Source organism: Campylobacter sp. CFSAN093246 (assembly GCF_012889415.1).
GTDB lineage: Bacteria > Campylobacterota > Campylobacteria > Campylobacterales > Campylobacteraceae > Campylobacter_D > Campylobacter_D jejuni.
Window position 1 is genome coordinate 1,381,984 of sequence record NZ_CP040613.1, and the last position, 22,960, is coordinate 1,404,943.

The 22,960-nt window shown below is 28.8% G+C and carries 22 protein-coding genes; 2 read left to right on the forward strand and 20 right to left on the reverse strand.

Annotated features, from left to right (window positions below; translation table 11 throughout):
- Nucleotides 1-86 precede the first annotated feature (86 nt).
- Complete coding sequence (gene fliL / locus FBE87_RS07175) at nucleotides 87-623, forward strand: flagellar basal body-associated protein FliL (RefSeq protein WP_002780442.1); 537 nt, start codon at nucleotides 87-89, stop codon at nucleotides 621-623.
- On the forward strand, nucleotides 623-970 hold the full coding sequence (gene acpS / locus FBE87_RS07180) for a holo-ACP synthase (protein WP_002825806.1): 348 nt from the start codon (nucleotides 623-625) through the stop codon (nucleotides 968-970). The genes fliL and acpS overlap by 1 nt, the downstream gene beginning before the upstream one ends.
- Here acpS and FBE87_RS07185 read toward each other — a convergent pair whose 3' ends face one another.
- The 20 genes from FBE87_RS07185 to FBE87_RS07280 form a co-directional block, all read right to left on the reverse strand.
- Nucleotides 971-1,390, reverse strand: coding sequence for a hypothetical protein (locus tag FBE87_RS07185; RefSeq protein ID WP_002780440.1), 420 nt, complete (start codon nucleotides 1,388-1,390; stop codon nucleotides 971-973). It lies immediately after the preceding gene.
- The gene (locus FBE87_RS07190) at nucleotides 1,387-2,748 is read right to left on the reverse strand and encodes a cytochrome P450 (protein ID WP_100608690.1); all 1,362 of its coding nucleotides are present in this window, start codon (nucleotides 2,746-2,748) and stop codon (nucleotides 1,387-1,389) included. Before FBE87_RS07190 ends, FBE87_RS07185 begins: the two co-directional genes overlap by 4 nt.
- Nucleotides 2,745-3,866 (reverse strand): membrane protein, encoded by a 1,122-nt coding sequence (locus tag FBE87_RS07195; protein ID WP_002858304.1) that lies wholly within the window; start codon nucleotides 3,864-3,866, stop codon nucleotides 2,745-2,747. Before FBE87_RS07195 ends, FBE87_RS07190 begins: the two co-directional genes overlap by 4 nt.
- Before the next feature lie 72 nt (nucleotides 3,867-3,938).
- The gene (gene kpsS / locus FBE87_RS07200; RefSeq protein ID WP_002857981.1) at nucleotides 3,939-5,123 is read right to left on the reverse strand and encodes a capsule polysaccharide modification protein KpsS; all 1,185 of its coding nucleotides are present in this window, start codon (nucleotides 5,121-5,123) and stop codon (nucleotides 3,939-3,941) included.
- On the reverse strand, nucleotides 5,120-7,189 hold the full coding sequence (locus FBE87_RS07205) for a capsular polysaccharide biosynthesis protein (protein WP_002857891.1): 2,070 nt from the start codon (nucleotides 7,187-7,189) through the stop codon (nucleotides 5,120-5,122). The genes kpsS and FBE87_RS07205 overlap by 4 nt, the downstream gene beginning before the upstream one ends.
- Complete coding sequence (locus FBE87_RS07210; RefSeq protein WP_002858462.1) at nucleotides 7,186-7,698, reverse strand: cytidine diphosphoramidate kinase; 513 nt, start codon at nucleotides 7,696-7,698, stop codon at nucleotides 7,186-7,188. Before FBE87_RS07210 ends, FBE87_RS07205 begins: the two co-directional genes overlap by 4 nt.
- Nucleotides 7,688-8,449 carry a CTP:phosphoglutamine cytidylyltransferase gene (locus tag FBE87_RS07215; protein WP_002858404.1) on the reverse strand — a complete coding sequence of 254 codons (762 nt, stop codon included), beginning with the start codon at nucleotides 8,447-8,449 and terminating at the stop codon, nucleotides 7,688-7,690. The genes FBE87_RS07210 and FBE87_RS07215 overlap by 11 nt, the downstream gene beginning before the upstream one ends.
- Before the next feature lies 1 nt (nucleotide 8,450).
- Nucleotides 8,451-9,053, reverse strand: a complete 603-nt coding sequence (locus tag FBE87_RS07220) for a gamma-glutamyl-CDP-amidate hydrolase (protein ID WP_002858074.1) — start codon at nucleotides 9,051-9,053, stop codon at nucleotides 8,451-8,453.
- Entirely contained in the window at nucleotides 9,044-11,383 is a 2,340-nt protein-coding gene (locus tag FBE87_RS07225) for a PEP-utilizing enzyme (protein WP_168977241.1), read from the reverse strand. Before FBE87_RS07225 ends, FBE87_RS07220 begins: the two co-directional genes overlap by 10 nt.
- A gap of 14 nt (nucleotides 11,384-11,397) precedes the next feature.
- Nucleotides 11,398-12,159, reverse strand: a complete 762-nt coding sequence (locus FBE87_RS07230; protein WP_002857976.1) for a class I SAM-dependent methyltransferase — start codon at nucleotides 12,157-12,159, stop codon at nucleotides 11,398-11,400.
- Nucleotides 12,160-12,211: 52 nt separating this feature from the next.
- Nucleotides 12,212-12,985, reverse strand: a complete 774-nt coding sequence (locus tag FBE87_RS07235; RefSeq protein ID WP_002857879.1) for a class I SAM-dependent methyltransferase — start codon at nucleotides 12,983-12,985, stop codon at nucleotides 12,212-12,214.
- 66 nt (nucleotides 12,986-13,051) lie between these two features.
- Complete coding sequence (locus FBE87_RS07240; RefSeq protein WP_002858443.1) at nucleotides 13,052-14,890, reverse strand: DUF2972 domain-containing protein; 1,839 nt, start codon at nucleotides 14,888-14,890, stop codon at nucleotides 13,052-13,054.
- Nucleotides 14,891-14,944: 54 nt separating this feature from the next.
- Entirely contained in the window at nucleotides 14,945-16,822 is a 1,878-nt protein-coding gene (locus FBE87_RS07245; protein ID WP_002858405.1) for a DUF2972 domain-containing protein, read from the reverse strand.
- Nucleotides 16,823-16,872: 50 nt separating this feature from the next.
- Nucleotides 16,873-17,538, reverse strand: coding sequence for a D-glycero-D-manno-heptose 1-phosphate guanosyltransferase (hddC, locus tag FBE87_RS07250; RefSeq protein WP_002857908.1), 666 nt, complete (start codon nucleotides 17,536-17,538; stop codon nucleotides 16,873-16,875).
- Nucleotides 17,526-18,131: a D-sedoheptulose 7-phosphate isomerase gene (gene gmhA2 / locus FBE87_RS07255; protein ID WP_002857991.1), complete on the reverse strand. Its 606-nt coding sequence runs from the start codon at nucleotides 18,129-18,131 to the stop codon at nucleotides 17,526-17,528. The genes hddC and gmhA2 overlap by 13 nt, the downstream gene beginning before the upstream one ends.
- Nucleotides 18,119-19,138 (reverse strand): D-glycero-D-manno-heptose 7-phosphate kinase, encoded by a 1,020-nt coding sequence (hddA, locus tag FBE87_RS07260; protein ID WP_002858413.1) that lies wholly within the window; start codon nucleotides 19,136-19,138, stop codon nucleotides 18,119-18,121. Before hddA ends, gmhA2 begins: the two co-directional genes overlap by 13 nt.
- Before the next feature lie 19 nt (nucleotides 19,139-19,157).
- The gene (locus tag FBE87_RS07265) at nucleotides 19,158-20,009 is read right to left on the reverse strand and encodes an FkbM family methyltransferase (protein ID WP_002857889.1); all 852 of its coding nucleotides are present in this window, start codon (nucleotides 20,007-20,009) and stop codon (nucleotides 19,158-19,160) included.
- An 18-nt stretch (nucleotides 20,010-20,027) separates the two neighbouring features.
- Nucleotides 20,028-20,969 carry an NAD-dependent epimerase/dehydratase gene (locus FBE87_RS07270; protein WP_002858299.1) on the reverse strand — a complete coding sequence of 314 codons (942 nt, stop codon included), beginning with the start codon at nucleotides 20,967-20,969 and terminating at the stop codon, nucleotides 20,028-20,030.
- A gap of 23 nt (nucleotides 20,970-20,992) precedes the next feature.
- The gene (locus FBE87_RS07275; RefSeq protein WP_002864205.1) at nucleotides 20,993-22,033 is read right to left on the reverse strand and encodes a GDP-L-fucose synthase; all 1,041 of its coding nucleotides are present in this window, start codon (nucleotides 22,031-22,033) and stop codon (nucleotides 20,993-20,995) included.
- Nucleotides 22,033-22,959: a hypothetical protein gene (locus tag FBE87_RS07280; protein WP_002852387.1), complete on the reverse strand. Its 927-nt coding sequence runs from the start codon at nucleotides 22,957-22,959 to the stop codon at nucleotides 22,033-22,035. Before FBE87_RS07280 ends, FBE87_RS07275 begins: the two co-directional genes overlap by 1 nt.
- Between the last annotated feature and the right edge of the window lies 1 nt (nucleotide 22,960).

The following is a 22,960-nucleotide window of genomic DNA, read 5'->3' on the forward strand; positions in this document are numbered from 1 at the left end:
ATTTATCGTTTTTCTAAAGCAAATTTGGATAGAAAAGAAATTTTTGCTACAATTTTACATTAATTTCACTAAATGAAGGAAAATTTATGGATGAAGAATTAGAAAACGAAGAAACAAAAAAGAAAAAAGGTGGTTCACTTGTAATTATTATTGTTATTTTACTTTTTGTTTTACTTCTTAGTATTATGGGAGTAATTGCTTGGCTTATTTCAAGCAGTTCAAGTGATGAAAGTGAAGTCAAAGAAGCTCCAAAAGAAGAGGCAAAAGCCGATAAACCTAAAGTTTCAGCTCCTGCTCAGCGAGGTAGTGATTTTGCTAATATAGGTCCTATGTATCCACTTGATCCTTTTACCCTAAATTTGCTTAGCGATAGCGGCTCAAGATATGTAAAATGCACTATAGAACTAGAACAAAATAGCGAACTTTTAAAACCTGAACTTGATAAAAAAGTCCCAGTCATTCGTGATATTATTATTCGTACATTAACAGCTAAAACTTTTGAAGAAGTAAGTACACAAAAAGGCAAAGAACGTTTAAAAGATGAGCTAGTTGGAAAAATCAATGAAATTTTAACCGATGGCTTTATTAAAAATGTTTATTTTACGGATTTTGTAGTTTCTTAATGCGTGTAGGCTGTGATATCATCGCCATTTCTAGAATAGAAAAAATTCATTCTAGACATGGCAAAAATTTTTTGGATAAATTTCTAAGCCCAAAAGAACAAATACTCATTAAAAATCCAGCAACTCTAGCAGGTCTTTGGGCTGCTAAAGAAGCCGCTAGCAAGGCTTTGGGTGTTGGAATTTGTGAATTATGCAGTTTTTTTGATATTGAAATATCAAAAGATGAAAAAAACGCGCCTAAATTAAAATATTCTCAAAAAATTACAAAAGATTTTAATATCACTCAAACTTCCCTAAGTATTTCTCATGATAATGGTTTTGCTATAGCCATAGTGGCTATAGTTTGATTATTTTCCTATAGTTTGCTTGTCTAAATTTCTTGAAAGTATGAAATCCACCACAGGTTGTTCTCTTTTGTTTGCTCTTTTACAATGATCTTTTTGAAAAAAATCTGTGATTTTTATAACAATCCTTGCCCATTTTTTGCGATTTCTTTCACGCCACGCATGAGAAGAAACGCTCTCCCAAGCATAGCCATTAAACAAGCTTGCATTTACAAAATGATCTAAGGCTCTAACACCCTGTCTTGCTCGTGCGGTATTAAAAAAAATTCCTATAATCACGATAAAAAGATATCCTAAAACTGCTAAAGGTACTATTGCACAAAGCAGAATAGTCCCTGCTAATTTTTCTTTTAAGCTTCCTTTTAAGGTGCGTTTTACACGACGACGAAAATTGGCGCGAATTTTAGTTCTAACTCTTTTCATAGCTTTCTTTTGCTAAATTTTATCCTCATACCATTAGCCGAACGCACTGTTAAACGCCCTACTACATCAGGTACAAAACCTTCTTCAAGTTCTAGTTTGTAAGTTTTTAAAATATTAGCCAAAATCAAAATCGCTTCTTGCATAGCAAAACCTTGTCCTATACAAATTCTTTCCCCTACCCCAAAAGGCAAATAAGCATCTTTTTTGTACTCTCCTTCAAAACGAGAAGGATTAAATCCATGCGGATTTGTCCAAAATTCTTCATGTCTGTGTATCAGCCAAGGAGCAATCACCACCCCAGAACCTTTTTTAATAAGCTTATCTCTAACTTGGGTATCTTTTTTTGCCTCTCTTGCAAAAAAACCAACAGGAGGATAAAGTCTTAAAGATTCTTTAAAAATATTTGTTAAGTATTTAAACTGTCTTAGATGCGAAATTTCAATGGCTCCACCCTGTAAAACCTGAGTAATCTCCTCGTAAGCTTTTTCTTGCTCCTTAGGATAAAGACTGAGCAAATAAAGCGTCCATGTCAAAGAACTTGCTGTGGTTTCATGTCCTGCTAAAAAAAGCATAGCCACTTGATCTAAAATTTCCTCAAAAGAAAAACGCTTATTTGTATCAGCATCCACTACTAAAAGCAAAGATCCTAAAATATCTTCAAATTCTGCATTATCTGCCATATCATATCTTGGTTTTATGATATCACTTAAAACCTGTCTGATCACATCTCCGGCTTTAGCACGCTTACAATCTCCTAACACATAAGAAAGCCATTTTGGAAAACAAAACATACGACGCATGGCTGTATGCACGCTTTGCTCTTGAAAAGTCACAAATGCGTTTAAGATTTTTTTACCTTTTTCCTCATCGAGTTTTGAAGACATAATGGTGCGAAAAATCACATCAGCGGTAATAAAAGTCATAGCTTCATCTACTTCGATAACAGCATGATTTGGATACTTGCTAAAACGATCCATCATATCTGCCACAGCTTCACTCATAAGATTAAACACTTTATTGATACGAGTCATTTCAAAACTTGGACGCAAAAGCTCTCTTTGTTTTTTCCAAACTTCACCATTTGTAGTAAAAATACTCTCCCCTAAAAGCGGACTTAAAAGCTCATGTAAAAATGCACTTTTAGGAAATTCTCTAACCTCATCAACCATCATTCTTTTAACTTCTTTAGTGTCATTTATGACATAAAGATCAAAATTTGGCATCTTCACATAGCCTGTTTGCATTTTATAACTACGCTCATAAAGCCCGTCAAGCCAAGATCTACGCTTTAACAAAAAAGTTAAAAGCGTAGAAGCTTTATTTTTATAAGGTTTTGGAAAAAAGGGGCATTCACTCATATTTTTACCTTTTCTTCTAAAAATTTAGGCATTATGATGAAAGAAAAAAAATCATAATCACCTTTAACACTAATACTATAAAGATATAAAAAGTGCGCTTTGTTTTTATCTCTTTTTATTTTTTTATACTCATGTTTTTCATATAAAGTGTGAAATTTAGCACTTAAAAATGGGGGTGTAAATTTAGCATTTACGCCACTCGTGCGGAAAAAATCCACTTGAGGAAAACATGCTCCATCAATAATCGATGTGTAATCATACCATTTTAAATCAAACCTTGAAACAAATTCAAGCTTCTTTCTAAATTCATCCGCTTTTTTTTGATAACTCACTAAAGGAATGCATTCTCCTAGAGTAAGAATTTTTAACTTATGAAGTAAAGATAAATCTAAATTTTGTCTTAAAATACACTCCAAAACTTCTATACAAACTATAGTTCCAACACTATGTGCTACTAAAACAAGTTCATAATCTTGTTTATTTTCATTTTGTTTTAGCTTATCTACTATGGTATTCGCAAAAAGCTTGATTCTTTCTTGCATAGTGCCTGTTTTTTTATCTTGCCAAGTAGCACAAAAAGCACAAATTCTTGCTATCCAAAATACAGCTAATTTCTTACCTAATTTAAATAAAAAATGATTTAGTAAAAATCCTAAAAAACATCCTATGATGATAGCTAAAGAAAAATGCATATAATTTTGCAAAAAAGCAAAACTTCCAAAAGCCAAAACCAAAGAAAATAGTAAAGAAAATAACACATAAAAAAAAGGATAATAACCTGTGATAAGTTGATAAATCGACTCTTTGCCAAATTTGATAAAAAGTCCTGTGATAGTATAAATTCTAAAAAAACTATAACAATCTGCCAAAGCATCTTTATAATTTTCTGACCAATTTTTCTTAACAATATCATTCCATGTTAAAAAATGATATTTAGTTTGTACTCCTTCGCAAGAAATTTGAAAAAAAGGAAATTGCTCATTTTTTTCAATTTTACTTAAATCAGCTTTAATGTTAAAAGCATGAGAATAATCTTTTAGGTTTTTTTTAAATAAATCATAATAAAATCTATAACTTTTAGGATCATATCCTGCTATATAAAATACTTCCCTATCCATACAATAATTTCTTTTTGCTTTTAATTATAACAACTTTGCTTTAAAAGCTCTCTTAATCAAAGCTTTTTAGTCTTATTTGTCTAAAAAGAAATTTTTATAAAAATTGCCGTTGAATTGATTAGTTTGTAAAAGATATTTCTTAAAATTACATACCAAAACAGGATTGGGTTTATAAGCATGAGCTTCACGCCAAAAAAATTGAAGTTTTTTTGGATAAGATAAGCCTTCAAAATTATAAAAAGCATTGCCACAAACCTTAGTCGGACAGCCTTCTAAAATAGCACTAAGGCCTACTGTTGAATTTATAGTAATACAACCCAAAGCCTTTCTTAAAAGAACTGGCAAGTGGGTATCATGAACATATAAAACCCTTCCTTCTACATGATATTTTCGACTTAAATCATTTATAAGTTTAAAATAATTCTTATAGCCCCTATCCATGGGATGGTGTTTAAAAACTAGATAAGATTTAGCTCTTGCATGGTTTGCAAAAGAAAGTATGGTTTCCTCTATAAAGTGCTCTATGCTTTTTTTGTAATGATATTTAATTTGCGTATCGCTATAAACTTGTAAAATCGCCAAAAAGTACTTTTTTTCTAAATTATAAATCTTTTCATTTAGTTTTTTTTCTGTAATCTTATAAAGATACTTTCTATACAATGATCTAAACCAAAATAAAAATTCAAAAGGATATAAAGTGCGATGATGAAGTTTGTTGTTAAAAAATGGAGCCAAAATAAAAGCAAACAACCAATACAAAAAAGCATCAAAAGCCATAAATTTAAATCCACCTGGAATTTCTTTTATGCTTTCTTTGGTAAAAATATTTTGAGAAAGATAAAAATTTTTATCACGCGGTAAAGAAGAATTTGCATTCACCCCATCTTTTTCCAAAGTAATACAATAAGGCCTTAAATATCCTTCTTCAAAAATCCATATTTCAATTCCTAATTCTTTAGCCACTTTAATAGCCTTAGCATGTATAATGCGACAATCATTATACATTAAAATAGCATCGATTTTTTTATTTTGAAAAAAATCTCTATAGAAATTTTCAAGATCTTTTTCATCACACTTACACCTCGTTCCGCTAGGATAGAAAAAAAAATCTCCGCCGTTAAAATTGAGTTTAAAAACTTTGGTTTGGTTTTTTCTCATTTTCACTGCAAGATGATGAAAAAAATTTCCCACAGGCCCTTGCAAGAGTAAAACATTTTTACCGCTAAATTCTTTTTTAATTTTAGTGCTAAATCTCATTTCTTTGCTAAAAATTCATAAAATCTTCTTATTTTTCTAAGCATAAAAGTTTTAAAATCTATTGCCAATTTTATATATTTTTTTGAAAAATAAGCTTTTTGTAAATTTAGCATTATATCTAAACAAACTTCAATTTCACATAAAGTTTTTGTTTTAGGATTTATATATCTTGGATATATGATTAAAGCACCTGCTACAAGCTCTTCTAGGCTTAGTTTTCTTATTCTTCTTTCACATCTATATTTATCTTTTGTTAAACCCCAGCCCGCATAAAAAGGCATACCATAAGTAAAAACTTTTTTAGCCCTTAAAAGAGCATCAAAACCACTTGTAGAAGTAATAGTGTGAATTTCATCAGCAATTTTTATAGCGCTATCAATACTGCAATCTTTTACAATCTCATCACAAAATTCCAAGATGAGTGTTTCATCTTTTAAACCTACACGGTTACCGCTTAACACATCAGGATGGGGTTTAAAGATGATATAAGCATCTTGATTTTTAGCACGCACCTCCTTAAGCAAATCAAGAGTAGATAAGCCAAAACCCCCTAAAATCATCGAAGCATCATCTTCAACTTGAGCAGGGATTAAAATAATCTTTTGTCCTATTTTGGCATTGATTTTTAAGTCTTCATGCTTTAAGCCATTGTATTTTGAAAAGCGGTTCTCAAGTAAGATTTTTATAATATTTTTTGCCCTATTTAGCATATTTTCATCAAAAATTTCGTTTTGCAAAAGCTCTTCTAATTTACTTGCTTTATTTGGATCTATGTAAAGTCCTTTATCATCAACAATTAAAGAAAAAGGGCGCGTAAGATCAGAACCTAAAGAGATTGAGCGAATAAATCCATCTTCAACTAAAGAAATTTTGGGAGTAAAATGGAGCAAATTCTCATCTTGCGCTTTTTTTATAAGAGTAGTTTTAAGAGCGTTATAATCTATCCTTTTACCCCAAATGAAAAATTTATCATTTTCTTTAAGTTTATATCTAGCTAAAGATTTTAAAGAATTTAAAAAAATAATTTCATTATCTTTAGCCTTAAAAAAAGGCTTGATAAAATGCCTTTTCCATAGGGTAAAGCCTAGCATAAAAAGCTTGTTAGAATTTACCTTTTCTATATCTTTATATTTTGCTAAAGTTTGAATAGTATCAAAAATATTACTTTTTTGATTTAAATAAGGATTAAAATACTCAGCATAAAGTATATAAGCAGCATAGAAAACTTCTTCTAAACTTCTTTTTTGCATCCTTCTTTTACACTCTAATTTATCTTTTGTTAGACCCCAGCCCGCATAAAAAGGCATGCCATAACAAATACACTCACATTCTTGCATCAAAGCTTCAAAACCCATACCAGAAGTTTTGGTATAAACCTTATCAAAAAACTCAAGCAAGGCTATGGGATTAAAATTTTCAGTGATTAAAATACATTCTTTAGGTAAGGAATTTAAATCTAAATCACTTTGTTTTTTACCACTTAAAACATCTGGATGGATTTTTATATAAATTGTAGATTTAGGATTTTCTTTTATGGCATCTTTTATCATATCAAGAGTTTTAAAATCTTTAGCAAGCCCAAATTCAAGAGAGGCATCATTGGCCGTTTGAGTGATGATTAAAACGCGTTTTTCATCTTTTTGAAAATAATTATCTGGAATATCGAGATTGTTATTATACTTGCTAATTTTATATTTTTTGATAAGCTCTATAGCTTTTTTAGCTTGCTTGATTTCTTCATCTTTAAATTCACAAGTATTTAAAAGATTTTCAAGCTTTGAAGGCATTGTTGCATCATAATAAATGCCTATATCATCTTTAACCATAGAAAAACTTGGGCTATTTTCAACCCCTAAGTTTAATGAGCGGATAAATCCATCTTCTAAAAGTATGAATTTAGCCTTATATTTTTTAGCTAAATTCATAGCTTTTAAACCTGATTTTTTGCGTCCCCAACCAAAGAAAAGATCATCTTTTTTGATTTTTAAATTTTTCTTATACAAAGAAATGGTGTAAAAATTTCTAACATTAGCAATAAGTTTTTTTGATATTGAGTAATACTTCACAATGCCAATTTCTTTATTATAAGTTCAACTTTTTCTTCTAAATTATTTCGACAAGAATTATTGATCACTAAATCAGCCTCTGGTTTATCAAATTCTATATCAACACCAACTACATTATCAATTTCTTTATTTAAAGCCTTAGTATAAAGCCCTTTTTGATCTCTTTGTATTAATTCATGCATATCGCATTCTATATAAATTTCATAATAATTTTTTAATTGCTTTCTATTGTAATCATAAATCTCATTAAACATTGAAATCGTAGTGACAATAACCATCATACCTTGATCGTTTAAAAATTTTGCAAATTTAGCTCTTTTCAAAGCCATATCTATGCGACCTTGTCTATCGTATGCATAATGTCCTAATATTTCTCTTAACTCATCTCCATCGAGATAAATAAGGTTTTTATATTTTAATTTTAATTTTTCATACAAAGCTTGACCTATAGTTGTTTTTCCACTTCCAGCTAAACCAGTAAGCCAAATAATATAAGGATTATTTTTCAATTTGTACCTCTAAATCACTCATAAAATCAATTTCACACCAATTGCCATCAATTTCCACTGCTTTTGCGTTGTTGTATTTTTCAATTAAAGCTTGCAAAAAACTTGTCATGTACATATTTTCAAAATTTTTATTATCATATAAAATATCTCGATCAAGCATTTCATAAAAAGCAATAACTTCGGAAAGAAATTGATAAGAAAATTTAAAAAGTCCTATATATTGAGCTTCTATCTCATCATAGGCATTAGCTTTTTTTCCAAGTTCTATAATATAACCATTTGTCATCTTTAATGTTTCAGCATCTTCTAAAGGATTTGCAAAGCGTTTGCTCCAAAGCTTACACCAAGACTTATCAACTACTATAGCAAGTTCTTCTTTGGCATTTATAAGCTTTTGCACGCAATCTTGAAAATAAACAATATCCGCATAAGAAATAATCAAATCTTGTTTTTCTTCGATGCATTTTAACATAAAATCTTTAGCGCAAAAAAAAGTATGAACCATATTGGTTTTATCATATTTTGAATTAATAAAAAAATGCTCAATATCATATTTATTAAGATAATTTTTTAGCACATCGTTTAAATATCCACCCACAACAGCTATTTCATTTATACCTGCTGATTTTAAAGCTTCGATTTCATAATCTATTATTTTTTTATTCTTATACTCAACCATACACTTTGGTTGATCTTTTGTTAAAGGCATCAGCCTTGATCCAAAACCTGCTGCTAAGATAATTGCATTCATATTATTCCTTGATTAAACTAAACCACTCTTTTAAAATTTGAATATTATTAAGTCCATTTTCTCTTTCAATATGCCACATTATACCAAAAATATTTTCATACTTATGTTTAAAAGCTTCTATGGTATTATCTTTTGCTAAGCAAAGTTCTACAAGATCTTCGCCTAATTTTTCAATAGCAAAATTATGAAAAGAATTGCTTATAAATTTTTCTTTTGAGAAAAATACTTCATGTTTGCCTATATGATTTTCACAAGGACTTATATGGCTGTTAAAATAATGAGCTATCATCTGAGCCCCTCTGCAAATTCCTAAAAGTGGTATTTTTTCTTCTAAACAAATTTCTATAACTTGCTTTTCATATAAATCTCTCTTTTTGGATAAAACATTAGGACTATAAAAACTTAAATCATTGCCACCACTTAATATCACAGCTTTTATTAGATGTTTATAATAAGAAAAATCTATTTCATAGCTAAGAGGAAGAGGAGTAAAATTTTTAAATAAATCTTTATTAAATAATTTTCCCCAATCCAAAGCCAAACATTCTCTTTTTTCATGATAACTATCGTTGCAAATAAGCCTTTGAGTAATACCTATAAACAAAATATTTGCTCACTTTCACATTCTATATTTATTTTTTTAGCTTTTAAATATTTTTCAAAATTTTCTTCTCCAACTCCTATAACAGCAGGCATTCCAAGTTCTGAGGCACGAATGGCCATATGTGAATTAGCACCCCCATAACATGTAATAAGTCCTGCTATATTTTTTGTAAATAAATAATCATATCCAGGATCTGCTGCATAAATTAAAACAATCTTTCCTTCTAAATCTTTATCATTTTCCTTCGCCGTAAATGCAGTAATGCTCTTTTGTGTAATAAAATTTGGAATAATGTTATGATTATAAAAAGAAAAAATTTCATCAGCATTACAAAGTAAAGAAGGAAGTTTTATAGCTTGTGTAAGTTCATATTCTTTTTTATTGCGATTAATTTCTTCTATAAACTGCTCTTTTGGATTTATAGAATAAAGACTAGAATAAAGATTTAAAATGCTTTTTATATCAAGATGAGCCAAATCTTCTTTTTCAATATCATAATATTTGCCTAATTCTTCTATATAAACTATGGCTTTAGAAAGCAATCTAGTAAATTCAAATTTAACGAGCTCTCTACCCTCGATAGCCTGTTTTAAAAAATCAAAAAATTCACAAGCATTAATTTCTAGTCCATGTTCTTTAAGTAAAGCATTTAAAGCTCTTGTCTTTTCTTCTGAAAAAACAAAAGCTTTATCTTGTAAATAAACTTTACTATCTTTTTGATCTGCATCAAAATAAAGCTCAAAATCTTCATCATACCTTGGCGATAAAATATTATAAGTTCCTGCTCTTAAATGTCCAAAATCTTTTAAAAATTGATCTTTGTTGTGAAAATTAAGATGGTTTGTTTGTTTGCTTAAATTTTTGCTCACTGTATTGAGTGAATTTAAAAAATCATCTTTTTCCTCTTTGGTTATAAAATCAATCTCAACTAAAGAATTTAAAAGTTGCATTGCTACAAATGCAGCCCTAGCCACCCCAGCAAAAGGCAAGGTTCCATAACGCTTGCATTCTTCAATAAGCCAATAAATTTTATCAATTAAAGAAAAATTAGAATTAATAATGCCATCATATCTTTCTTTTAGCTTATAAGCTTTTTGTATGTCTTTTAAATAAAACCCTGATCTAGGATTAATAATCTTATTTGTAAGTTCTAATAATGAAAATTCTAATCTTTTGATTTCATTTTCATTAAAACCATGATTTAAAAGTTCTTCTAATTTTTTAGAACTATTAAAGTCATAACAAGAATAAACAATATTAAATTCAATCTTATCGTGCAATTCATGATTTTTATTAAGCTTATCTAAGTAAAAATTGACAAGTTTTTGTGCAATATTTTCATCTAATTTTTTTGGTATAAAAGAATTAAAAGATAATCTTACATCCACATAAGGAATGCCTAAAAAAGAATGGATTAAAGGATGGGATCTTAGATCTCTATAACCATAATTATCTCTTTGATACGCCCAGATATTATCCGTAATGATTTCTTTATATAAACTAAAAGCTAAACGCTTAGGTCTTAACCCTATGATTTCAGCTGGATTCCAATCAGGCATTACCCCAAAAATAGCTTTATCTCCCAAAACTCTAGATCTTGATTCTTTTAAAGACTCAAAACGTTTATAAAATCTATATAAAGCTTCTTTTGGTAAAGAATGAAATAAATTATTTTTTTCATGCATAACCAAAGGACGCACTTGTAAGCAAAAAAGTTCTTCCTTATCATCTTGAATAGCAAATGCAAATTCAACATCTAAAAAATGACAATCATATAAAACTTCTAATTCTTTTATAAGTTCTATAATTTTTTGAAGTCTAATATCTTTAAATTCTAAATAATTTCTGTAATGATAGTAAGTTTTTGCACTCTTACTGCTTCCATCTGTAATAGAGCTATTTGAACCATTTTCATCATATTGAAGACAAAAATAAGGGGAAAAATTATCCTTATCAACACTAAAACCAACTCCACAAAGAGTAATGTTTTCAAGCATAGGTTGAACTAAAATTTCATCACTTTTTGATGGCATAGAATTGGCAACTTCATATAAAGCTTTTAATAACTCATCTTTAGAATCAGCTTTAATATTTGCCAAAGAAAGAAAAGCACCTGCATTGGAGTTTTTCATGCTATCTTCACTTAAAGAAGAACTTCTTATAATGAGTCTATTAGCCTTTAAGGTTTGAATGTCCTGTAAAACTTTATCTTCATTTGATATTAATTCTTCAAGCGAAGTTAAAACCAAAGGTAGAACTTTTGCTTTTTTTAATTTTGTTTGTAAATTTTTTAAATTTTGTGCTTTGGTTTTAAATTTTAACTCCGCCATGTTTTTCCTTAGTTTTATATTTTTTTAGCACTCCAACAACGAGTGGTATATTTTATGCTAAATTCCTTAGGAAGTCTTTGTGAAATTTTATTACTAATTTTATTAAAAAGTTCATTTCCTTCATCAGTCTCCAAATCCCAGTAAGGATTTTTAACACTCTTCCATGCATTAATATAATTTTCAATGCTTTGATGAAAATAAAAATCCTCTTCAATATAAACAATATTATCAAAAAGATCCTTTCGACTCTCTATAATTGGTCTTTGATCTTCTCTTCTTGTTCCCCTTGTATAATTTGGTACAAATTCTACAATAGTATCTTCAGCTATTTTTTGCACAGGATCGTTTAAATCCCTGTGATTCCACATACAAGAAAAATATCCCTCTGATTTTAATAAGCGATGCGCTTCCTCTAAGGCTTCATTTCTATCCATTACATTAAAACTACTACCAAAAGTCACCCAATCAAATTCACTATTTTGGAGTGTTGAGTTTAAGCCTGTTGCTCTAACCCAGTCAATCTTTTGATCCTTGGTTCTTTCTATCCCGATCTCACGCATCGCATCATTTGGTTCTACAGATACTACCTTACATCCTCTTTCTAAAAGCATAATGCTTAAATTTCCAGTTCCTGCACCGATATCAGCGACTTTAATATCTTTTTTTCCAACTAAGCTAATAAGCATATCTATAGTTTTTGGAGCATAATTTGGTCTATAGCTATAAAATTTAGCATGCTTGGTATAATCCCACACTTGTTCTACTAGTTTTTGCATTTTATTTCCTTTTTTTCATCTTTGACAAGCTTGATGAAAAAAAGGAGGTATTTTATGCTTTTCTAGCTGTCCATGCTCTTATTTTATAAGGAATCTCTATACTTTGCATATGAGAAATTTTAGCTTCTATCATCTCTAAAATTTCCTTCCATCTTTTTTCACCTGCTTGTGCTTGTATATCATTTACAGAATGCCAAGCTCCAAGATAACGCTCTTTATCCCAAAACTCTTTATAGTCACACTCCATAAAAAAGCAGTCTATGAAATCTCCTGTTGAAACAAGAATTTCTTCCCATTTTTTAACATTTTGAGTGCCACTGCTTACACGAGCAAGATCTGGAACAATATGTTTAATCTCCTTTTCAATTTCATCAAAAACCGAACCCTCTACAATGTGGCGAGGATTCCAAATCGCAGTAAAATACCCCCCCCCTGTCAATATACGATTAAATTCTGGGAGAGATTTTTTAGGATCTGTCCAATGGAAAGAACTAGCCATGATGACCCAATCAGCTTGATTATTGCTCATGCAGGTTTCTTCGCCACTCCCTTTATGCCAAGAAATATTTGATAAATTTTGTGTAAATTTTTGCCCTTCTTCACGCATATTATCGTTTGGTTCCACAGCACTAATTTGGCATCCAAACATTTCTCCCAACATCTTAGTAAGTTTTCCAGTTCCAGCTCCTACTTCAACAATATTTAAATCTTTTAAATTTTTATTTTTATCATTGATACAAGCTACAAGTTTTTCAAGTAAAAACGGACTATAAGCAGGTCTATTGTGATAATGTTTTGCAACTTTTGTAAAATCCCCTTGTTTCATATTCATTCCTTTTTCTAAATTAAAACATAATTATATCTTTTTTTTATTAATTTACAAATCTTTCTCCTAAATATCACCATCCAACTCCTTGCACATTTTTTCAAATTCTTGGTAATATTTCCAAGAAGCTACTATATCTGGACGATGTTGTTTAATATAAACCAATTCTTCATCCAAGATATTTTTAGCACTTACTCTAGCATTTTTATTATTATATAAATGTCTCAAAACATCTTCAACTTTAAGCATCAAATCTTCTTCTATTTGAATTCTATTTTTTAATTCATAAGCAAAATTCCGAAGATAATCTATTACTTGCTTATAAAAAATACTATCATTTTTTAATTTATTATAATCTTGCTTATCAATATAAAAACCCACTGAACTATCCATATCTAAAATACTAAGCTCAGAATATAAATTAAATAAGTTATTATCATTTTGAAAAAAATTAATATTAATTATCAAACTATTGTTTTTATTAATCTTTTTATTCGGAATATTTGTATTTAAGTCTTCTTTATTTAAATACAAAGTCAAAGGCAATAGAAAATATAAATTTCCTTTAAAGTAACTTTTTGTTACAAACTCTTTATCGTTAATCTTAATTTGTTTCAAATTAAATTTATTTGATAGATAATTTAATGTGTGAATAGTTTCTTCACCTCTTATCTTTGAGATATCTAAATAAAAACAATCATTAAATTTATCAAAACATTCGATTAAAGATTTCCATAAAAACGATTGCGGCCTTTGTCCTTCCAAAGTATTAGGCAAATTATAATTATATACTTCTACTTCCGTTATGATATCATTAAATTGATAACTCAAATCAAATTCTTTTGTTTTGGCTAAATTATTTCCCCATTTTCTACCATAAGCATGTTTAATCAATTCTATAGGATCCCTTATCTGAAATAGAATAGGAGTTATTTTTTGAAAAGATGAAAATAATTTATCTCTTTTATGCTGATTGCCATACCATGATGGGTCTATATCATTTATAGTAATAATATTTCTTTTATCTTTTAATTCTAACAATTTATTATAAAATTTATAATAACGGATATCCCCGTCTCCTCCACAAAAATAATCCAATATATTAATTTTAAACAAATGATAAAAAAATTGACCTAAAGTAAACGCGCCAGCACCATGGCTAAAAAACCACATAAACTCATAATTGGGTGGTAAAGGCAAATTCATCTTCCAAGCAAGTTCAGCAGGTATGTTATGATAATTGATTTTTTCATTTTCATCATTAAGTTTTTTAGGATCAAGTAATGAAGGATAAGGATGGTTTTCTTTTTTATATTTTTCTTTGAAATCATCTGATAATAACCATTCTTCTATAAGATCGAAATTTTTTATAAAATAATTAAAGTTGTGAAAGATATTATCTAGTATAGGTTGATAATCTTGATGTGTTTTTAAGATATTTTTTATTCTTGGAAATTCTTTTAGGAATAATTGTTTATTATCTTGAATAGCTTTTAAAGTTTCACCATTTAATTCTTTAAATTCTTTTAGAATTTCTCTAAAAATTTGAAATTCTTTATTTGCTTTTTTAATATTATTTTTTAATTTAAATCCACCTCCTTTATACCAATTCTGATAAGCCTTAATTAAAACTTCACCTATCATGTAAGATAAATGGAATTTACATCTTAAAGCTTCATTATAATCAGAACATGTTTCTAAACTTGGGTATTTAAGTTGGGGAAAGACTTGTATGATTTGTTGATAAATTTTTTGTTCTTTTTTATGTTGTTTTTTGATTTTATAGAGTTTTTTAAATAATGCTATATACCCCCCCCCGTTATGTCTATGTTCTATCACAGTTTGACCTAGTTTATAAGCTAAATGGTTTTTTACTCTTTCTATGGCTGAATTTGGGTTGAGCATGGGTTTTTCCTTTAAAATAAATCAATCAAAAAAACAAGAAATAATTATATTCAATTATTGATTAGAAAATGATAAAGATGGGTTTTGATTATTCTCATCTAACTCTTTACACATTCTTTCAAATTCTTGGTAGTATTTCCAAGAAGCTACTATATCTGGACGATGTTGCTTGATGTAAACCAATTCCTCATCTAAAATATCCTTATAAGATTTTGCTACACTTATATTCTTTTTAAAATAATCCAATACATCGTCTACTTTCACTTCTTTATTTTTTTCAACATTAATCCTTTTTTTTAAAGAAATTAAAAATTTATTAATATATTCTAAAACAACATTATAAAGAGTTTGATTATTTATCAAACTATCAAAATGATCTTTTGAACAAAAAATAATCAAGTTTTCATGAAAAATTTCTTTAAACTTATCAGTGATATCTATGCAATTTTCCATAATTTGTATGTTTTTTACAGAAAATCTATTTGAAACAAAAATTTTGACCTTATTATTTACTTTTATAATACAAGGTAATAATACTGTTAATGGTGAATATAATTGCTGATAAAATATTTTATTATTTTTATCTGGGGAAGAAAAATTCAGTATTTTTGATAATTTCTCTAATGTAAATAAAGTCTTGTCTCCAACTATATCCATCATATCAATATAAATAATTTTATTAAATCTAAAAAATTCTATAGTCTTATTTCTTCTAATATTATACATTAACATCCAATGATTAGTATCTGAAAGAGCTTTGATACTTTCAAGAGATGGAAATTTTTGATTTGTATCTGGATTAAAACAACCATTTGATTCGTGAACATAAACTATTCTATCATTAATTTTATCAAAATCAGTATTGTTAATATCTATTTTAAGAATTTCATTAAATCCATTTTTCTGATGTCTAACATTAATAAAAGATTTCAAAGAATCAATAGGATCTCTAAGCAAAATCAATACAGGTTTATTTTGCAACAAAAAACAAAATTTATCATACTTTTGACAATTCACATCGAGTATACCTATGGCAAATTTTAAATCATTGCATGCACAAGCTTCACTAATCAAAAAATTAAAAATACTAATATAACGCTTACCATCCTCATATCCAAATGCACCAATAAGCACAACACCAACTTCTTTTAAAAATCTCTCCATAGCTTTTTCTCCACTTGTATGCAAAAAAAATCCAACAAACTCATAATTGGGTGGTAAAGGCAAATTCATCTTCCAAGCAAGTTCAGCAGGTATGTTATGATAATTGATTTTTTCATTTTCATCATTAAGTTTTTTAGGATCAAGTAATGAAGGATAAGGATGGTTTTCTTTTTTATATTTTTCTTTGAAATCATCTGATAATAACCATTCTTCTATAAGATCGAAATTTTTTATAAAATAATTAAAGTTGTGAAAGATATTATCTAGTATAGGTTGATAATCTTGATGTGTTTTTAAGATATTTTTTATTCTTGGAAATTCTTTTAGGAATAATTGTTTATTATCTTGAATAGCTTTTAAAGTTTCACCATTTAATTCTTTAAATTCTTTTAGAATTTCTCTAAAAATTTGAAATTCTTTATTTGCTTTTTTAATATTATTTTTTAATTTAAATCCACCTCCTTTATACCAATTCTGATAAGCCTTAATTAAAACTTCACCTATCATGTAAGATAAATGGAATTTACATCTTAAAGCTTCATTATAATCAGAACATGTTTCTAAACTTGGGTATTTAAGTTGGGGAAAGACTTGTATGATTTGTTGATAAATTTTTTGTTCTTTTTTATGTTGTTTTTTGATTTTATAGAGTTTTTTAAATAATGCTATATACCCCCCCCCGTTATGTCTATGTTCTATCACAGTTTGACCTAGTTTATAAGCTAAATGGTTTTTTACTCTTTCTATGGCTGAATTTGGGTTGAGCATGGGTTTTTCCTTTAAAATAAATCAATCAAAAAAACAAGAAATAATTATATTCAATTATTGATTAGAAAATGATAATAATCCTCAGGCACACCAATATCTATAAAATAATCATCAAAAATACAAGCCCTAGCCTTTAGTTTTTTATAATTTTCTTGTAAAAACTCTTCAAAAGAAAATTTTTCCTGCAAAGCAAAATCATTAAAAATATCTTTAGTTAAAAGATAAATTCCACCATTGATTAAACCTTGCTTTTTAAATACCTTTTCCTCAAAAGAAATTACAAGATCTTGTTCATCAACATTTACTGTGCCGTATCTATCAAAATCATTCATTTGTTTTAAAGCAAGACAAATTTTACTTTCATTTAGCTTTAATTTACTTAAATCTATGTCAAAAAAAGTATCACCATTTAAAACATAAGCTTCATTTTTTACAAATTTCAAAGTCTCTTTTATGGCTCCGCCTGTTCCTAGAGGCTCTTTTTCGATGCTGTATTTTATTTTTATACCTAAAAACTCATCTTTAAAATACTCTTTTATCACTTCATATTTGTATGATACTGCTAAAATTACTTCTTTTATACCTTGCTTTTTAAGATACTCAAAAATAAATTCTAAAAAAGGCTTATCATTTATCGGTGCCATAGGCTTTGGAATGTCTTTTATAATACTTTTAAGTCTTGTTCCTAAGCCGCCACAAAGTATTATTGCTTGCAAGAAAAACCTTTACCAAAAAGCTCTTCTTCGACAATAGCACAAATAATATGTCCTATTAAAATATGCGCTTCTTGAATTCTTGGCGTGCAAGTTGAAGGCACTTTTATACAATAATCACAAAGTTCATTCATAGCCCCGCCACTAGCTCCACTTAAGCCTATACTTATGATTTCTTTTTGTTTGCAAAACTCTAAAGCTTTTAAGATATTTTTACTATTTCCACTTGTTGAAATGCCTATAAAAACATCTCCCTTAACACCTTGAGCTTGCACTTGTCTAGCAAACAAATTTTCATAACCATAGTCATTACCAATAGCTGTTAATATGCTAGTATCTGTAGTAAGTGCAATACTTGCGATACCGGGTCTATCAAAATAAAACCTACTTACAAATTCCCCTGCAATATGCTGTGCATCTGCAGCACTGCCACCATTTCCTGCTAATAAAGTTTTGTTACCATTTTTATAAGCTTTTATGACTTCTAATGAAGCATTTTTAATAAGAGTTATCAAATTCTCATCTTTTAAAATTTGTTCTTTTACTAAAATAGAATCTGCAAAATGTCCTTTTATATAGGAATTTAAATTCTCCATGATTTAACCCCCTCTTTTGTAAATGAAAAATCTTGCACATAACCTTGCTCTTTTCTTAAAGCTTTGATTAAGTTGTATTTTTTAGTAGGATCTACGAAGAAAAACATAAATCCACCAGCTCCTGCTCCGCTGGTTTTGCCACTATAGGCTCCGTTATCTATAGCAAGTTTATAAATTCTTTCAAGCTCATCATTACTAACGATTTCTGAAATGATTTTTTTTGACCGCCAAGATTTTCCTAAAATTTGCGCCAAAGTACCAAAATCGGCTCTAAATAAAGCTTCTTTCATCTTTATAGCATCTTGTTTTATCGCGTGCATGGCTTCTAAAGATTTTTCATCTCCAAGCTTTCCTTTTTTATGCTCTTCTATATCTTTTGCTTCTCTTGTGATATTTGTAAAATAAAGCACAGTTCTAGCTTCAAGCTCACTAGCTATCCAGTTTTTAATACGCAAAGGATTAACAATGACTCTTTTATTGTTATAAAATTCCATAAAATTAAAACCACCAAAAGTTGCGGCGTATTGATCTTGTGCTCCACCTACTATGCCTAAATCTTCTCTTTCTATCTCATAAGCAAGTTTAGCGATTTCATATTCTCCTAAAGGTAGATTAAGCCATTCTGCAAAGGCTTTTATAACCCCTACAACCAAAGTTGAGCTTCCGCCCAAGCCACTACCACTTGGTACATCCGAATAGGTATGCAAAGAAAAACTCAAAGGTTTTTTTGTAAAATCTTTTACAATGCGATTATAAATACTTTTAAAAATATCTAATTTTCCATCATTTCCTAAGAATTCTTTACTTTCGTACTCACAGTAAGAATTTGTATCAGGAGAATCAAAAATGATTTTTCCATCTTCTCTTTTGATCAAAGTACAATGTATGTATAAAGATATAGTCGCATTTAAAACATAACCTGTATATTTATCACAATATAAATTTATATCAGTCCCACCACCTGCTAGACCGAGACGAAGAGGAGTTTGTGTGCGTATGGTTTTCATAAATCTCCTAATTTATTTATCATATCCAATCAAGTAAAATATTTTGAATATTACATTTATTAATCAATTGCTTTAACTCCCCTATCTTTTTCTCTGAATCATCAAACATATATTCATGTGTTTCACAAGCAATATAATCAATTTTTTTATATATTTTTTTTTCAATAATTTTTTTCATTATCTCAAACTCCATTCCTTCAATATCAAGTTTTAGAAAATAAATCCTTTTATGTTGTGTTAAAATTTCATTTTCGATAAACTCGCATAAATCAATTACTTGAACTTTATATGTTTTTTCCGTCTGACTGTCTTGTACACTTTCAACTATACGATTGCCTTGAGATAGTATCCTATTTCCAAACATAATAAAATCTGTTTCATAATTTCTGTCCGATACTGCTTTTTGAAAAAGTTTTACATTTATATTATTTTCATATTTTTTTCTTAAAAAATAATTTAAATAAATATTTGGCTCAAAGATATAACTTTGCCCGCCACAATGTAAAATAATATCAGTAATTAAGCCTGCATGTCCACCACAATCAATACATACTGGACGATATCCATCCCCCCCCCCATATTTATCGACATAAAGCATCTTGTAAAAAATATCATAATATTGTTTTGGAATTCTGGCATTATCTAATAACAAATTTAATCTACCAAGCCCTTGTGGATCGGCTATAGCACCCTGAATTAAATGCAATGCATTATAAACATTTTCTTGCTTATTCCAATGGTTTAATACTTGCAACTCTGAAATTATCCTTTCTACATCAGCTATTGGTTTCCTAGCTTGCTGATGATTATCAATTTGATAAATCAAGCCATTTAGAGCCTCTTTTAATACTTCCAATTGTTCTTTTTTCATTATTTATCTCCTTTAATTTTAATTAAAATTTGCAAAGCGATTAACTTTCATCATTTTAAACGCTCTTAAAAGCTCTTTAATACCATCTTCTAAAGTATTATCTGGTTTCCAACCTGTAGCCTCTAATTTAGTATTTGAAACCAAATAATCTCTTTTATCTGGATCTTCACCTATGTTGGCTGAATGGATATAAAAATCAGGAATATACTTTTTAATTGTTTCAGCAAGCTGTCTTTTGGTCAAATTTGCAGAACTTAATCCCATGTTATAAGCCTGACCCTTCATCTTATCATAATTCTCAATTCCATGAATAAATCCTTTAACCACATCGCGAACATGAATATAATTGCGTCTAAAATGCTCTTCAAAAAGCACTATAAATTTATCTCTATATGCACGATAAGTAAAATCATTAACAAGTAAATCAAGTCTCATTCTAGGTGAAATTCCAAAAACAGTAGCTAAACGAAAAGTCACACAATTTCCTTTATCGAGCAAATATTGCTCCGCATGCACTTTATCGATCCCATATTCTGAGATAGGACGCAAGGGAGATTCTTCAGTACACATTGCATCTTTTTCTCCTATACCATAACCGCTGTTTGTATTGGGATAAATAAATATTTGAGAAGGACTTGCAAAATCACTTATCATTTTTACGGCTTCATAATTGATCATTTTAGCTAATTTTGGATTTCTTTTACAAAGTGGAGCTCCAACTAAAGCAGCTAGAGGAATAATAATATCAGCTTTTGCTACCTCTTGCCTAATAAGATTTTCATCCATAGCATCACCATTTATAAAAGTAAAATTTTTATTATGAAAACAAGATAAAAGAGAAATTTGATCAAACATCAAATTATCAATCACACAAACTTCATAACCTTTTTCAAGTAAAATCGGCGTTAAAACCGAACCTATATAACCTGCACCACCTGTAATTAAAACTTTTTTTGACATACTTTTCCTTTCGTCTTTGAAAATCAATTTTGTGTTTTATACCATTCATACATCATTTTAATACCATCTTTAAGTTCAATTTTATGCTTCCAACCTAAAGAATGAATTTTTGAGCAATCCATAAGTCTATCCATTGTGCTATCCGGTCTAGAAGTATTGAAAACTAGTTCTCCGCTAAACCCAACTATATTTTTTACCATCAAAGCAACTTCTTTGATTGAATAGTCAATACCTGTCCCTATATTAATATGGGTATTTTTACTTTTTCTATCTTTAATAAGATCTTTAAAATCAATATTTTGCATCGTATAGATAGCTACATCGGCTAGATCGTCACTATGAATAAATTCTCTCCTAACTTTTCCAGTGCCCCAAATTTCTACACTTTTTTTACTAATTCCAAAATTATGCAAATATTCTTTTGCTTCTTCAAAATTATTCATTTTCAAATCTTGAAGGATTTGAGTTATATTACCCTCGCTTAACAATTTTGCTAAATGAAATTTTCTAAGCAATGCGGGTAAGACTCTTGATTTTCCAAAATCAAAATTTGCTTTAGTTCCGTAAAGATTATTTAAAACAAGAGTAATGAAATTAGTACCATATTGAATATTATAACTTTCACACATTATAGCTCCAGCTATTTTGGCTGCACCAAAAGAATAAGCGCCATATTCTAAATCACCTTGAAATAAATATTCCTCTTTCAATGGGTTTTTAGCATTCTCAGGATACATATACCCAGAACCAAAAAATACCAATTTTTTAACATTATTAAGAAATGAATTGTGAATAACATTGTTTTGAATCATCAAATTTTCATAAATAAAATCAGCCCTTTGAGCGACATTTGCAGCACCACAAGGTAAGACTGCAGTCAAAAAAACATATTCTGGCTTTTCTTCTTTAAAAAATTTAGCAACCGCTTGCTGATTAACCAAATCAAGCTCTTGCCTTGTTTTTAAAACAAGATTATTAAATCCTCTTTTTTGTAAGTTTTCTACCAATGCTGTACCTGCGGTTCCTTTGTGCCCCGCTATATATATTTTTGAATTTGTTTGCATCAATAACCTCTAAATCGTATTGGAATTTCTGGATTTGAAATCCAAGGAAAATCTAAATTTTTAAATCCCCCTGCGACATCTCTATATTTCATAATATCAAGATTAATCAAATTTTTTCTTAAATAACTAACCTCCAAAGTGGTACTAAAAAATAATCCTTGAGAATAAAAAATTTTCCCATGGTTGTGAAAATGTGTATGCATTGGAACAAAATATTCATTAAGTTTTTTTAGCAAACTTATTCTTTTTTCCACCCCATCTTGCTCCTCAGGATTGCACCCATGAAATTCAAATATAACTTGTGAGAAATATTTATTTAAAATACTTATATCAATATTTTCAAGCATATCCCATTCGCAATTTTCAATATCACATTGCAAAATATTTGGCTTGCTCTCATCTAAATTATTATCTTTTAAAGCTTGTACCAAAGTAATTGTATTCTCATTATTTACATTACCTATAAATTTTTTATGAAAAACAATATTTTCATGGTCATAAGGACATTTTTCTATACTAGCATCATATTCTATCACCTTAAATCCCCTCTGAGCCATTTCTAAATCCCAAGGAGAACTATCCGAAACACCCAAAGAAAGAGCTTTTGCATTAATATCACTCATATCCCCCCCCCCATTATACATCACATAACCACCATCTCCATTACCACCTATTCTTAACAAATCACACAAAGGCAATTCCAAAGGTCGAATGAGATTTAAATAATTTATAATATTTTGATAACATTGTTCATTATTATTTATACGAATATAATTTCTATCTCTTGCTTGTAATAATAAAAGTAAAATTTCTTTATCTTTTTTATCAATATCTAAATTCGAAATAATATTTGACATTAAGATTTGATAGGACAATTGATTGCTAAGTTTAATATTATTATTTAATTCTTTTAATAATTTTTCCATA

Bases quoted from the DNA above. Each gene is read 5' to 3' on its own strand.
- FBE87_RS07270 (WP_002858299.1), bottom strand. From the start codon at position 20,969: ATGTCAAAAAAAGTTTTAATTACAGGTGGTGCAGGTTATATAGGTTCG.
- kpsS (WP_002857981.1), bottom strand. From the start codon at position 5,123: ATGAGATTTAGCACTAAAATTAAAAAAGAATTTAGCGGTAAAAATGTT.
- acpS (WP_002825806.1), top strand. From the start codon at position 623: ATGCGTGTAGGCTGTGATATCATCGCCATTTCTAGAATAGAAAAAATT.
- FBE87_RS07185 (WP_002780440.1), bottom strand. From the start codon at position 1,390: ATGAAAAGAGTTAGAACTAAAATTCGCGCCAATTTTCGTCGTCGTGTA.
- FBE87_RS07190 (WP_100608690.1), bottom strand. From the start codon at position 2,748: ATGAGTGAATGCCCCTTTTTTCCAAAACCTTATAAAAATAAAGCTTCT.
- gmhA2 (WP_002857991.1), bottom strand. From the start codon at position 18,131: ATGGAGAATTTAAATTCCTATATAAAAGGACATTTTGCAGATTCTATT.
- FBE87_RS07245 (WP_002858405.1), bottom strand. From the start codon at position 16,822: ATGCTCAACCCAAATTCAGCCATAGAAAGAGTAAAAAACCATTTAGCT.
- FBE87_RS07215 (WP_002858404.1), bottom strand. From the start codon at position 8,449: ATGAATGCAATTATCTTAGCAGCAGGTTTTGGATCAAGGCTGATGCCT.
- FBE87_RS07240 (WP_002858443.1), bottom strand. From the start codon at position 14,890: ATGCTCAACCCAAATTCAGCCATAGAAAGAGTAAAAAACCATTTAGCT.
- FBE87_RS07280 (WP_002852387.1), bottom strand. From the start codon at position 22,959: ATGGAAAAATTATTAAAAGAATTAAATAATAATATTAAACTTAGCAAT.
- FBE87_RS07235 (WP_002857879.1), bottom strand. From the start codon at position 12,985: ATGAAACAAGGGGATTTTACAAAAGTTGCAAAACATTATCACAATAGA.
- hddA (WP_002858413.1), bottom strand. From the start codon at position 19,138: ATGAAAACCATACGCACACAAACTCCTCTTCGTCTCGGTCTAGCAGGT.
- FBE87_RS07275 (WP_002864205.1), bottom strand. From the start codon at position 22,033: ATGCAAACAAATTCAAAAATATATATAGCGGGGCACAAAGGAACCGCA.
- FBE87_RS07265 (WP_002857889.1), bottom strand. From the start codon at position 20,009: ATGAAAAAAGAACAATTGGAAGTATTAAAAGAGGCTCTAAATGGCTTG.
- fliL (WP_002780442.1), top strand. From the start codon at position 87: ATGGATGAAGAATTAGAAAACGAAGAAACAAAAAAGAAAAAAGGTGGT.
- FBE87_RS07225 (WP_168977241.1), bottom strand. From the start codon at position 11,383: ATGGCGGAGTTAAAATTTAAAACCAAAGCACAAAATTTAAAAAATTTA.
- FBE87_RS07230 (WP_002857976.1), bottom strand. From the start codon at position 12,159: ATGCAAAAACTAGTAGAACAAGTGTGGGATTATACCAAGCATGCTAAA.
- FBE87_RS07195 (WP_002858304.1), bottom strand. From the start codon at position 3,866: ATGGATAGGGAAGTATTTTATATAGCAGGATATGATCCTAAAAGTTAT.